The 13,842-nt window shown below is 56.3% G+C and carries 9 protein-coding genes; 6 read left to right on the top strand and 3 right to left on the bottom strand.

Going from position 1 to position 13,842, the window contains the following annotated elements; all coding sequences use genetic code 11:
* Window positions 1-3,567, top strand: a complete 3,567-nt coding sequence (locus Pla52o_RS02155) for an amino acid adenylation domain-containing protein (protein WP_146592927.1) — start codon at window positions 1-3, stop codon at window positions 3,565-3,567.
* Between the two features lie 57 nt (window positions 3,568-3,624).
* The gene (locus Pla52o_RS02150) at window positions 3,625-4,863 is read left to right on the top strand and encodes a sialidase family protein (RefSeq protein ID WP_146592926.1); all 1,239 of its coding nucleotides are present in this window, start codon (window positions 3,625-3,627) and stop codon (window positions 4,861-4,863) included.
* A gap of 15 nt (window positions 4,864-4,878) precedes the next feature.
* Here Pla52o_RS02150 and Pla52o_RS02145 read toward each other — a convergent pair whose 3' ends face one another.
* Both Pla52o_RS02145 and Pla52o_RS02140 read right to left on the bottom strand, forming a co-directional pair.
* Window positions 4,879-6,252, bottom strand: a complete 1,374-nt coding sequence (locus tag Pla52o_RS02145) for a DUF11 domain-containing protein (protein ID WP_231612031.1) — start codon at window positions 6,250-6,252, stop codon at window positions 4,879-4,881.
* Window positions 6,253-6,278: 26 nt separating this feature from the next.
* Window positions 6,279-6,992, bottom strand: coding sequence for a hypothetical protein (locus Pla52o_RS02140; protein WP_231612030.1), 714 nt, complete (start codon window positions 6,990-6,992; stop codon window positions 6,279-6,281).
* On the opposite strand from Pla52o_RS02140, the gene Pla52o_RS26585 reads away from it, so the two are divergent.
* Window positions 6,982-7,182 (top strand): hypothetical protein, encoded by a 201-nt coding sequence (locus Pla52o_RS26585; protein ID WP_197169018.1) that lies wholly within the window; start codon window positions 6,982-6,984, stop codon window positions 7,180-7,182. The genes Pla52o_RS02140 and Pla52o_RS26585 overlap by 11 nt on opposite strands.
* On the opposite strand, the gene Pla52o_RS02135 is transcribed toward Pla52o_RS26585, so the two are convergent.
* Window positions 7,179-8,576 (bottom strand): hypothetical protein, encoded by a 1,398-nt coding sequence (locus Pla52o_RS02135; protein ID WP_146592924.1) that lies wholly within the window; start codon window positions 8,574-8,576, stop codon window positions 7,179-7,181. The genes Pla52o_RS26585 and Pla52o_RS02135 overlap by 4 nt on opposite strands.
* A 228-nt stretch (window positions 8,577-8,804) precedes the next feature.
* Here Pla52o_RS02135 and Pla52o_RS02130 point away from each other — a divergent pair, with 228 nt between their 5' ends.
* From Pla52o_RS02130 to Pla52o_RS02120, 3 genes are all read left to right on the top strand, one after another.
* A complete protein-coding gene (locus Pla52o_RS02130; RefSeq protein ID WP_146592923.1) occupies window positions 8,805-9,869 on the top strand; it encodes a hypothetical protein in 1,065 nt (354 codons plus the stop codon).
* Window positions 9,870-9,972: 103 nt separating this feature from the next.
* A complete protein-coding gene (locus Pla52o_RS02125; protein WP_146592922.1) occupies window positions 9,973-11,202 on the top strand; it encodes a TMEM43 family protein in 1,230 nt (409 codons plus the stop codon).
* A gap of 684 nt (window positions 11,203-11,886) precedes the next feature.
* On the top strand, window positions 11,887-13,836 hold the full coding sequence (locus Pla52o_RS02120; RefSeq protein ID WP_146592921.1) for a PrkA family serine protein kinase: 1,950 nt from the start codon (window positions 11,887-11,889) through the stop codon (window positions 13,834-13,836).
* Window positions 13,837-13,842: the final 6 nt, after the last annotated feature.

Raw genomic sequence — 13,842 nt, 5'->3', positions numbered from 1 at the left:
ATGCCAAATTCACTTCAAAGTCAAACTTTGGAAGAACTGATTTCGTTTCCAGAGTTATGGGCGCGTCAACTCGACCGTACTCCCGACCGTGTTGCCATCGTCAGCGAAGACGTTCAGTGGACGTACCAGGAACTCGATCGCCAATCCAGCGCGATCGCGTGTGAGTTGATCGACCACGGGATCCAACACGGTTCCCGTGTTGGTCTGTGTGTGGACCGATCGCCCGAGGCGATTGCGTCGATGCTGGGGATCATGAAGCTCGGTGCGGTCTTTGTGCCGCTGGACCCCGATTACCCCGTCGATCGCCTCCGGTACATGGTCGAGGATGCCGCCATCACCACGATCATCGGTCATGAAAATTATCGTGAATCGATTGGCGTTCCGTTGATCCAGGCCAGCAGCCCCGGACAAGAAAAGCTCAACACGACAAACTGGATCGAGTGCAAACCCGCCCCTTTGCATGCGAATACGAATTCGGCAATGCTGAACCCCACGCTCACGATTGCGCCCAGCGATTTGGCGTACATCATGTACACCTCCGGTTCGACGGGGAAACCCAAAGGGGTCCAGATTCAACATTCGGCGTTGGCCACCTATTGCTTTGCGGATATCGATGTCTTTCGCTTGAGTGAGAGCGATCGCACGCTTCAGTTTTCCACGCTGTGCTTTGACATTGCGATCGAAGAAATTTTCCCACCGTTGCTCTCGGGCAGCTGCGTGGTGGTTCGTCCGCGCGGCCGCGCCAATCATCGCAATGAACTCTCAAGCCTGATTCGTCGTTTCGAAATCACGGCGGTTCATATCGCTGCGGCGTATTGGCACCAATGGGTTGATTTGATGGTCGCGTCCAAAGAACGCGTGCCGGAGACCCTGCGTTTGATCATCCCGACCGGAGAAAAGGTGTCGGTCCAGCACTATCGACGCTGGCAAACGTTATGCGATCACGACGTCTTGTTTTGCAACGCGTATGGACCGACCGAAGCCACCGTCACGTCGACCGTTTATATTCCTGATGAGACGTTTGATGCGGCCAATATGCCAATCGGCAAACCGCTGAAGCGATACACCGCTCACATTCTCGATCATGAATTGAAACCCGTCGCCGAAGGCGAAACAGGCCACCTGTATATTGGTGGCCCCGGGCTGGCGTTGGGATACTTGAACCGGCCCGAGCTCACCGACGAGGTTTTTCTAAACGTCACGATCAACGGAGAGGATCTACGTTTGTATCGCACCGGCGATTTGGCGCGTTGGTTACCCGATGGCAACATCGACTTTGGCGGACGTGTCGATCACCAAATCAAACTGGGGTCTTACCGCATTGAACCGGCGGAGATTGAAGCCGCGATCGACCAAGCCCCTGGGGTGCTAAGTTCATTGGTGAGCTACGACGAGGTCGATGGCAAGAAATACCTTGTTGCGTATGTCGCTCATGGCAAACAATCGATTGACGCCAATCTGATTGCAAAGTCCCTGCGCAACTTGCTGCCGGCGTACATGATTCCGGCTCGGTACGTCTTCATTGATTCCTTTCCGAAAACGATCAACGGCAAAATTGATCGTCGAGCATTACCGTCGCCAAACGAAGGGATTGTGCCACGAGACGAAAGTTTTGTAGCGCCGCGTGACGATCTCGAACGTCGCCTCGTGGAGCTTTGGCAAGACGTATTGAACGTGCCTGAGATTGGCATCCATGACGATTTTTTCTTGCTCGGCGGAAGTTCGCTGTTGGTCACTCAGGTGGTGGCTCGTTTGACCACGGACATGGACATCGATTTGCCAGTGCGTGATTTTTTTGCCAACCCTACGATCGCAACATCCGCTCGCCATTTGCGTCGCTTACTCGGTCAAGTCGATGGCGAATCGCCCGACGAAGACATTTGGGCGTTTCGCGAACGCTTACCCCATGCCGAGGCTCACTTTTTTCCGAGCGATGGCCAATCGCTTTACGGCGTGCATTACCGGCCTCGGGGGAATCGACTTCGCCGCGGCGTCGTGCTTTGCCATTCGATCGGGCACGAATATGCACGCGGCTATCGCAATTTGCAGCAATTAGCCTTGCAATTGTGCAGCCATGGCTTCGATGTCCTGCGTTTTGATTACGCCAACACCGGCAACTCCCATGGCCGCTGTGAAGAGTTAACCGCCGAGCAAATGCAACGCAACCTGATTGACGCTCGCGATCATTTACAGCGGCAAAGCGGTGTGCAGCACATCACCGCCATCGGGCTGCGGATGGGAGCCAGCATCGCCGCGACCGTGCCCCCGGCAACCTTTGATCAATTCATCCTTTGGGATCCGGTCATCAACGGCGATACGTTCGTCAAAATGCTGGACCAATTTCATCACCAGGAATTGGTGGGACTGCAGCGTTTCCGCAGCATCCGATCGGCGGGTGCGATCGACCAAAGCTATGGTCACGCGATGTCGCCCAAAAAACGAAACAGCCTAAAGTCGCTTCGCGTCCCCTTGAACCGACCGAACACCGCCGTGATCGTCACCAAGCAAAGTATGACTTCCGCTGGCGAATCAGCTTGGTTGCGTTCGCAATCCAACGTCATCGATGTTTCCGATGACGTTCGTTGGGAAGCAACTCAATACACGGAGAGTGCGTTTTCCTCACCCGAAAGCGTCAAAGCGATTCTCGGACTCCTTCCGCGACACACGTCCGACGATTCGCCCACCTCGGTGAATCTTCAGTCGGAAACACAGCCAACGGTGCCGAACTCGCAACCGAACGCGATCGTCTTTGGCAACTACAACCATTTGCTTGGCGTTTGGCAGCCGTCGGTCCAGCAAACTCAGACCGACACTGCGGTGATCTTCGTCACGGCAGGAATGTTACATCATGTCGGCCCGTTTCGTTTGCATGTCGACTTGGCGCGATCCCTCGCTCGTCATGGCATTGCGTCGTTGCGTTTCGACATTTCGGGAATCGGCGAGAGTTTTGGTGTCGGCGTGGGAGGGCGATCCATCGATCGCGCCGCAGACGAGATTAGCCAAGCGATCGATTGGATCGAGCAAAACACGAAGATCGAAAAGGTGATTCTCTTTGGCTTGTGCAGTGGTGCGGACGACTCACTGCACGCCGCGGTTCGCGATGATCGTGTCGTGGGGGTCGTGCCGATGGATGGATGCGGATACCGCACCCCCGCCTACTATTGGCATCGTTTTGCAGGACACCATCTGCAACGGATGCTGCGACCGAGCAAATGGGTCGACGTCATCCGCCGCATCACGGGGATTCGCAAGAAAGTACCGCGATCACTACAACAAGGGGACGACATCCGAGAGTTCCCCTCACGCACCGAGGCGGTCGCCCAATTAGCCAACTTAGCCGATCGACAAACCCGTTTGCACTTTATCTACACCGGTGGCGTGGGGATGTATTATAGTTACGCAAACCAGTTCGATCACATGTTCCCCGAACTGAGGGGACGCCACGAAGTGTCGTCCTGTTTCCATCCTGCGATGGATCATGTTGCCTACCTTTGCGAAGACCGAGCCGAGTTAGTGCAGCATGTCGTTGATCAAATCGGATCGATCGTGAATCCTCAAACTTCATAACGCTCTCGGAGCTCTGCCTCCGCGACCCGATGGCGTTACACACTAGGAGAACGCCAGATGCTGCGACGTGAATTCATCGGTGGTATTTCAGCCGCGATTGGGGCGCTGCCCACGCTTGGCTTTGCCGCGGAACCCACAGGCTTGATCAAGTCCATCACGCCGCAAACCCTTCGCCGCAATCGCGATGGCCAATCGGAAACTTGGTTTCACCCCCGCGCCTGCAGGGTGCCTCGTAGCGACGGCGGTTCATTTGCATTGATGACGATGCAGTGGATTCGTGGCTCCGATTACTTTGGCCCCGTGCATTGGTCACGGTCCGACGATCAAGGCGTGACATGGTCCGATCCCGAGCCGATTGAAGCGCTCGGGCGAGTTCCCGTACCCGAGCACGAGGGGCTACAGGCGGGCGTTTGCGATGTCGTTCCCGAATACCACGCGAACACCAACACCGTGCTGGCGATGGGACACGTCGTTTTCTATCGTGGCAAAAAGTTTTCGAGTCGTGAGCAACTTTCTCGCTACCCGGTGTACGCGGTCCGCCGCGACGACGGATCATGGTCCGAACGAAAAATCCTCGACTGGGACGACCCTCGGGGTGCGTTCATCTATACCAACAATTGCGGACAACGCGTCGTCGATCCCAACGGCGACATTACCATGTCCTTCACTTGCGGTGCGACCAGCAAGAACCGGATGGTGGTGGGCGTGCGATGCAGCTTCGATGGCGAGCAATTACAGATCGCCGACGTCGGCAAGCCGCTCACCCTAAACGTCGGACGAGGATTGCTCGAGCCTTCGGTGACTTACTTGAATCAGCGGTACTACATCACGATTCGTGCCGAAGATGGACATGGATATGTGGCGACTAGTGCTGACGGTCTCGACTACGGCGAAAAACGCGTCTGGGCGTGGGACGATGGAACTCCGATCCCCATGTCCACCACGCAACAGCACTGGGTCACTCATTCGGATGCATTGTTCTTGGTTTACACCCGCCAAGACGAAACGAACACGAACGTGATCCGTTGGCGTTCACCGCTGTGGATCGCGCAAGTCGATCGCAACCGACTTTGTTTGCTTCGTGATACCGAACAAGTGGTCCTGCCGCTCGTCGGCGATGGCGTCGCCGCGCCAGACGACGTCGCCTTGATGGGCAATTTCCACGTCACCAACGCGAGTCCAGATGAATCCTGGGTCACGGTCGGTGAGTGGATGCCTAAACGGGCCGCACGCGGCGACCTCCGGATGTCACGGATCGCATGGACAAAGCCAAACCAAATCGGGTTGGAAAACTAATCACATGCGAGGTCTCTAACGAACCTTGCATTGGAAGCGGATGGTGACGCTTTCGCCCACCTTCAATTCGTCCGTCAACTTCCACTGCAATGTTAACGATTCAGCTTCGTTGCGATTGCTCGTGAATTCGGCCCCGCCGCTGCACGTTTGACTGTCCGCGACGTACTCTAAACGAGTCGTCAGGTTGTCGGTCAAAGTGACATGATTGACCGCGGAATCGCCGACGTTTTCGACGCGAATCGCGAACGTAACGCGTTCGCCGGGTTGAGCATGTTGGCGATCAGCAAACTTGCTGATCTGCAATCGACCGGCATCCGGGAAATCGTAAACCCGAATCTCTTCCACGCGTTGATCGCGGGTCAATGTCGGTGGCTTCATGTCTTCGATCGCCACTTCGATCGACTCTTCGATACTCCAAGCCATCGCCGCCAATGCGGATTCTTGCACGACCGCCAGTTGGTTTTCTTGCAATTGGCTCATCTCGAGCACCGACAAACCAGCCAGCGCCGCCAACACGTCTTCGGCAATCTCGGGTTGCAAAACCCCTTCGACACGCACACCCCGATTGCGATCTCGCATGGCGTCGATGCGGCGTGTCACGTCGGCATGGGCGATTCCGGTCGAGTCGTTGATGACCAAGCCAGGCGTTTCGTCTTGAATCCGGTTCAAACCGACATCGTGCTGGAAGCCAGCGATGCCGACCGCACGCCCACCCGCGACGGCACCGGTGATCTTTCGCACCGACGCAAAACGCGGTGCATACACACAAACCCGGTTGCTGGCGTTGATTTCAATATCACCCGCATCGGTGGTGTAGTGGACCACGGTGTCTTCGGGATGAAGGCCCGCTAGGGTTTCGTTATGCCGTACCGCAACGCTTGGAGCACGGTCGCCTCCATCGCATAGAAACTCGTTCGGATCAAGGCCATGGGCATTCCATCCGCCGTGCGAATAAGTCGCATAGCCATGAGGCCCGGCTTGGCCGTGAGTTCCGGCTTGGACCTGCGCGCCGTAGGCTCCACAGGCACCGCATCCACAGGCACCTGGATGCGCAGCCACTCCGCTCGCAGTCGGGGCATGGTGAGGCTGCCAACCGACTTGCTGTACCTTTGGATTTGCCCCCGTTTGCAACGGAGACGCTTGCAACTGAGGCGATCGTGACGTTGGCGGCATCGCGGTGGTGTGTTGCGGTCCGGCCGCTGGGCGTGGAGCGACTTGCGCTGCTGCGTATGGCGCTGCTGCGTATGGCGCTGCGTTGGGCGCCGCCATGGGCGTTTGTTTGACGGATGGCACTTGACATCCCATCAACATGGCACCGACGAACAACGTGATCGCAAGTGTCAACACGCTGACGCTTTGACGCGCGTGGAAGGGTTTGGATTGGTTCATCAGAGCACTTTCTTTCGGAGCCCGTGTCATTGCTGTACCGCTTGCTCAGGTTGAGTTTGCTCGACTTGATAGATGGGAGTCCAAGCGGGATAACCAAAGAAGAATTGAGGCATCAAGGCGGGGGCACTTGGGGGGGCGACCGATCCAATGCGAACAATCGCCACGGGGCGTCCCATTTCATCGGCCACCTGCAGTGCGTCTTGGTATTCCGAAAGCTCAATCGCACGCGAGGTTTTCGGCGTTTCCGCGATCGGCAGCGCGGTCGAGGGGTCTTCCAAATAGATCACGCGTGTGACCAATCGGCCCTCGAGTGCCGCTTCGAGATCATCGCGATCGAGGTTGATCGGAATGGGAAACGTCGTCGCCAGCCCCGGCGGTGGGTAGATGCGATCGATCAACTCCACGGTGGGATACAACTCGGCGCCCTCGGCTTGAGGAATGCCTGTGATACGAAAGCGATAGACCGCACCGATCAGCAATCCGGCTTGCAGCGTCGCTTCCTCTTGCCCAAAAAACTCATTGCCTTGCGGCATCGAGAAGCTCACCCCTTGGGGGCCCGAAAATGCGACCGGTTGAAAATACCCTTGCACCGGGCCTCGGCCTGAAAGCCGAGCTTGGCCGATCACTCCGGCGGGCATATCCCCACGCAGGATGCGGTGTTGTCCACCGCTGCTAAGGTAATCGCTCGGATCAGCCGCTCGCGCATCCACGCCACCCCAGACAACCAGAGTGCATGACACGATAGCCCACAAGGTGCGAGACGTTCGAGAGACGCGAGAGGTTCGAGAATGCGTTTGGCGATTCAACATGCGATGGCCGAGCGAGATGCGAAAATGGCCGCAGCCAGAAACCTGTGCTGCGGTGGATAAAGAAACGCTCGACACGAAGATCGAGCGTTTGGTTGCCTTAGACGAATCAGCAAATCGCTAGTGGTTTCCCGGTTCAACATCTTGACTAGCGTGTTGATACAGTGGCCGTCCGTTTGGAACCCCTGGATGGATGTTCTGCTCGGTGATGTTGATACGGCTGACCGGGTTGGGGTAGCTATAGCCTGGCTGCATTCGCACACCGATCTTGACCTTGTCCACCGGTCGTGGCATGTGCATCGGGGTGTGGTTACGCATCACGTGCTTCTTCAATCCCGCAGGGCTTCCCAAGGGGATGTGAGGTGGCCCGGGCAATCCAATGGGCGTGCCCGTGATGGGCATGCCGTATTGAGGTGCGGTGGCACCCGCGATCATGCCGGGAAGTCCCATGGGCAAGGGAGCTCCGTTGCCGCCTGGTCCGCCACAGCCTTCGGTCATTGCCGCCGCAAACGGAGCAGGCAAGCCTGCAATCGGTGGCCCCATCATTCCGCCCATGATTCCGCCACTTCCATCGGCTCCCATCATTTCGATATCTTTGTCACCGAGGCGAATGATCGCTAAGATCGAACCTCGACGATCGGCTTCCACGATGGGATCGATTCCTGGATCAAGCCGCGTGCTGACGAGTGTATCGATGCCGGCAAGTGCAGGCCCCTGGAAGTCGGGATCGGGAAGGTAGATCACCTTGGTAACAAAGTTACCGGTCAGAACTTGGTCAAAGTCTTCGGCAGTGAATTGAATCGGCACCGAGTTGTGAGCCAAGTAGGCTCCGGTACGGGGATTTGCATAGGCAAGTTCCACGGTCGGATAGAGTTCGACCCCTTCGCGAGTCGGGATGTTGGTCAGCTTCAGACGGTACAGTCCACCTTGAGGGAAGTTTTGACGAGCCGGAACGACAAGCGGATCGCTGTCGAACGTGCCGCCGCCGCTCGCATCGTAGCGAACCTGCATCCCTTCGGGTTGACTCATCGTGACTTGCACCGTAGCGGGAACGCTGGGCATCATTGGCATCATCGATGACACGCCGCCGCCCAGGGGAATCCCTGAGGAAGCGTTGGCACACCCCGGTCCGCCATTGCAGGTGCCAGCCGCACAGCCGGGACAATCATTCCCGCCGCCGCTACGCATGCTAGCGAGTTGGAAGTTGCCTGCGTTCGGCCCCAAAGGAGCACTCCGCATCACATCGGGGCCTGCGGCACCGATTGCCCCTGGAGGCATCGGTCCTGGGCCCATTCCACCGGCTCCCATCATTCCCCCAGCTCCCATCATGGGCATTCCCCCGCCCATGCCTGGCGCCATTGCGGGTGGTCCCATGACTCCGGGACCGGGTCCGCCAACACCAGGACCCGGTTCGAGCATACGCTGTTCGGGTGGCAAGTTGTGGCGAACCGGCACACACCCGGTGGCGAAGACCGCCGCGGCCGCCAGCAGCGACAAATGAGTGACGATTCGTTTCATCTTTCCCCTCGTTCCTTGGCAGATGAGGCTTCGGAATGCTGCATCGCAGTGTTGCGAGCAGACATCCTCACCCCATCCAAATAATTGTTTTGTAAGTGTGAACGATCTGGGTGGACGCGTGGTCGAGAATCAAACTACGATCCGTTCGGCAGACGGCCAGACCTTCTTCGTAGTTGGTCATCGGCATGCGGAGGGTGTTATCTTTGGAAAAATCGACATAACCGGACAATGAAGATTGATCGTTACAAGCGTTTGACAAGCGATAGCAAAACCTGCAGCGGTTTCATGGCCGGTTTCACGCCGCGTCGCGGACCAGCGTGGCGCAGCGGCTTGATCACAACGACCATCGTTTTGCTAACGTTTTCCCTACTCAATCGTCTGCCCGCCGTCGCCCAGGAGCCTGCCGCCGAGACCGCGACACCGGCGCAAGCCAATCCCCCGGACGCGCCGCTGCAAAATCAAGAAGCGGCAAAAAAACTTTTGCAACGGGTCATCTTTCAACTCGCCAGCGGGCCTGCGTTTGAATCCAAAGTCCGTCAACGCGTCTGGACATCCGGTCGTGAAGTGGTGGGGGTCGGTACCTATGAACAGTCCGGTCAAGCGACGGGACAATTCAATTTCCAAATGACGATGCATGACGGCGAGGGCAAACACACACTGCAACAAATCAGCGACGGTCGCTTGGCATGGACACGAACCGAAGTCGCCGGCCAAATCTCGTTGCGCCGAGTTGATGTTGCCCGCTTGGACGAATGGTCTAACGCGACCCCAGCGGAGGCCTCCTTGCCACTGCGACTGCGAGTCGGCGGTTGGATTGAAATGTTCGAGCAAATTCAACGCGATCATCAATTGCATGTCGCGAGCGGTAAATTGCAAGGACAACCGGTCTGGGTCGTCACCGCGACGCTTCCCGAAGCCAAGCAAGACGAATTAATTCAGATTTACGGACGCACCGAATGGCCGACCCTGTACCCGGTCAAAATCTGTGTGGTCGTTTCCAAAGTCGGAAACAAAGACTCGGGCTTTGGTAAATTCATGCCGCTGAGAATCGAACACTGGAGCCGCGAGGTTGCCGAGCCATCCGATTCGCCCGCCGAGCAAGTCAACCACTCCGAGCGTCTCATTTCGCTCGTCGAACTCTATTCGATTCGCCAGATTGCCCCACCACCGATTGAGCGATTCCGCTTTGAAAATCGCGATGCCGAAGTGAACTTCATCAACGAAACCGAGCGTTATTTGAACCAATTCGGCGTCAACGTCGCAGCGTTCGAACAAGCCCAACGCCATTGGTAGTGCAAACCGACCCGATGCCGTGAAAGCCCGCATCATGGCGGCTACAATGCAGTTCACCTCCTGACAACCACACCGCACTGCAATCGCACACGGTCGGGCAGAGATGAACGGCGACCACGCACCTCATTCATGGCTTAATCGCATTGGAACCGCCATCGGTATCCTGGGCGCCAGTCTGTTGTTACTGAGCTCGACCTCCTTGCTTTTCCAGAGCGAAACGCGTGGCGTCCAAACCGCCGCCGGGCTTGACGAAGCCGCAACCTCCGCGATTGAAATCGATGCGTTGGTCCCCAAACCAGAGCATGACGGCCAACTTGTCTACGTCAACGGTCGATTGGAAACGTCGGAGTGGGTGAGCGACGAAACCTTCGCGATCTCAGTCAAAGGGATTCGCTTGGAACGACATGCCGAGATGTTCCAGTGGCAGGAATATCGAACTCGAGAACGCCGATGGTTTCGAAGCGAAGACTCGATTGGCAGTTACAACACCACGTATCGCTACAGGAAAACATGGGCCAAGCAACCGATTGATTCCTCGAGCTTTAAACACTCCGGCCACGACAATCCAGTGGCCATGCCATTCCCGAGCCTCAGCGTCCAGGCCAGCGAAGTAAAACTCGGCGGTTTCCGACTGTCCACGTCACTGATTGATCAGATCGAACCAAGCGATCCGCTGCATTTAGATCTCACTGAGTTGCCTGTGGAAATCGCCCGCGATGCGTTCATCCATCCCGATGGACCTAACCAGTCACCGCGTTTGTATTGGTCCAAGGGACGAGGTCGGTCAAATCGCCCCGCTCAAATTGGCGATGTCCGAATTTACTTTACGACGGCTCCGAGCGGCGAAGTCAGTGTGATGTCACAGCAACAAGGCGATTCGTTTGTCCCGTTTCGCACGCAGGCGGGAACGCGAATCGACCTGCTATTGATGGGCCCGATGAAACCGCGTGACATGATCCACCATGCCCTTGCCACGACGTCGCGTTCGACATGGTGGGATCGCTTGGTCACGACGATTGCGATGATTTTGGGCATGTACTTGCTGATACGGGTAGGGCCACGCGTAATCAATCCTTACGCACTTTTCACGAGAATCAGAAGGGTCCAGCGATGGTGGATCGCTACTCTAGCCGCCCTCAGCCTCGCCTTGCTAACCATTGGCACGGCGTGGATGTCGTCCCAACCATGGTCCGCTCTAAGCGTGTTGGCCATGGCGGTCGCAATCATCGCGGGAAGCGTCCGCGGTATACGCCTGCACGCCACCGCGTCCGTCCCGAAAACGGAGCATCGCAAGCGAAACCGGCGAAGAAGACTCTCCAAACGCAACCGCTAACTTTGGTCTTATGCATCCGAAGGCGGCAGCGATGAGATGACGCGATTGCTAGATTCCCAGAGAATCACAACTCGACACGTCTGTTTGGAAGTGACGCACTTTGCAGTCGCGGAACGACAATTCCCGCTGGCCTCGGGCGTCAGCCCGAGGAAGTTCCCGCGCCATGAATCGAGTCCCCGCGTGACGTCTTTTGACGTCAATCGTTCGCCACGAAACGTCGCTCCACGACGGGGTTCCTCTTTCAGAACCGAAACCTTGACCGCCCCTCCAAGGCGATCCCCCAAAGTGCCCTCAGCACCGAGGGCAGCAACTTTAAAAAGGTGTCAACGTCGGTGGTTTGATGGAATCATCGCCCTCAAATCCAGCGTGATAAAAGAAAATTTATTGCATCCCCTGCGTTGCATTCACGCCCCCATCGCGTTGCAAATCGTTCTCCGCTTCAGGGTTCGGCACATTGGCATAATCGCCCCCTGAGCAAAATTATTAGCTTGATTTGATGGTTCGCCTCTATAATGGAGGGCAGCACATCCTGATCTTTATTTCCCAACGAAAACGCACGACGGACGTCTTGCGTCACCCTACACCTACTCGCGAGGGCACCCCATCCTGGGGACGGCAAGTGGAGAGGCTCGTGGGCGACTCTTGGTCGTCCGAAATTGCGATCTCTATTGGAGCTGGATATCCATGTCTGAATCATCCCACAACATCCTGCGACTCTATTCCGAAACGTACGAACAAGCCAAACAGGTCAAGTTCACGCTCAAGGAGTACCTTGAAGCGGCAGGCAACGACGCTTCGCTTTATAGCACCGCGGCCGAACGCATGGTCGAAGCGATTGGGGAAGCGGTCCACTTTGACACCGCCAGCGATTCGCGACTGGGTCGGATCTTCATGAATCGCACGATCAAGATGTATCCTGCATTCCAACACTTCTACGGGCTTGAGGAAACGATTGAGCGCATCGTAGGCTATTTCCGCCATGCCGCCCAAGGGCTCGAAGAGCGCAAGCAGATCCTCTATCTGCTCGGCCCCGTTGGCGGTGGAAAAAGTTCGTTGGCCGATCAACTGAAAAAGCTGATGCAGATGCGTCCCGCTTACGTGTTATGCGCCGACGACGAGGTCAGCCCCATCTTTGAAAGCCCGCTGGGATTGTTTGATCCGAAAACGATGGGTCACTTGCTCGAAGATGACTACGGCATCCCCAGTCGGCGATTGCCAGGCTACATGTCACCCTGGGCCCTCAAACGATTGGATGAATTTGGAGGCGACATTTCCAAGTTCTCGGTCGTTCGTGTGATGCCGTCCGAACAACGGCGTGCCTTGGTTGCCAAGACCGAACCGGGGGACGAAAACAACCAAGACATTTCGTCCTTGGTCGGCAAGGTCGACATTCGCAAACTGGAACACTTCGGGCAAGACGATGCCGATGCGTACTCTTACTCCGGAGGACTGAACCGCACGACTCAGGGGTTGCTTGAGTTTGTCGAAATGTTCAAAGCGCCGCTAAAGATGTTGCACCCGTTGTTAACGGCGACGCAAGATGGTTCTTACGTCGGCACCGAAAATGTTGGGGCCATGCCTTACCAAGGCATGATCGTCGCCCACTCCAACGAGTCGGAATGGGAATCCTTTAAATCGAATCGCAACAACGAAGCATTTCTCGACCGCATCTGTGTGGTCAAGGTTCCGTACTGTCTTCGCGTGACCGAAGAAAAGATGATCTATGACAAATTGATCCAACATTCGGAATTGGGCACCGCCCCCTGTGCTCCGGACACCTTGGAAATGATGGCACGTTTTTCAGTGTTAACACGTTTAAAGGAACACGAAAACTCGAGTCTGTACTCGAAGATGCGAGTTTACGATGGCGAATCGCTTAAGGACACCGATCCTCACGCTCGCACGGTTGGCGAATACCATGATGCCGCGGGGGTCAGCGAAGGGATGGAGGGCATTTCGACTCGTTTTGCCTACAAAATCCTCTCCGAAACGTTTAACTTTGACACCCATGAAGTGGCCGCCGATCCGGTTCACTTGATGTACGTGCTTGAACAATCGATCCGGCGAGAACAGTTGCCCGAGGACACCGAACATCGCTATCTGGAATTTGTCAAAGAGGAATTGGCGTCACGTTACGCGGAGTTCATCGGCAACGAAATCCGCAAAGCTTACCTCGAGTCCTATCATGCCTATGGGCAAAACATTTTCGATCGCTATATCGCCTATGCCGACGCCTGGATCGACGACACCGATTACAAGGATCCCGACACCGGGCAATTGATGGATCGCGATATTTTGAACGACGAACTCGAAAAGATTGAGCATCCCGCCGGCATCTCCAATGCGAAGGACTTCCGATACGAAGTGGTCAAATTTGCGTTGCGGGCGCGAGCCAAAAATGAAGGGCGTAACCCCGAGTGGACGTCGTATGAAAAGATCCGCGAAGTCATCGAAAAACGCATGTTCGGTCAAATCGAGGAACTGCTGCCGGTGATCAGTTTCGGAGCTAAAAAGGACTCCGAAGCGGAACAGAAACACAACGAATTTGTCCAACGATTGACCCAACGCGGCTACACCGAACATCAAGTCCGTCGCTTGGTCGATTGGTACATGCGAGTCAGCAAATCGGGTTAACACAAA

Origin of the sequence: Novipirellula galeiformis, from assembly GCF_007860095.1 — a bacterium.
Classification (GTDB): Bacteria; Planctomycetota; Planctomycetia; order Pirellulales; family Pirellulaceae; genus Novipirellula; species Novipirellula galeiformis.
Note: the sequence above shows the minus strand (reverse complement) of the source record. Positions and strands in the feature narration are given on the sequence as shown.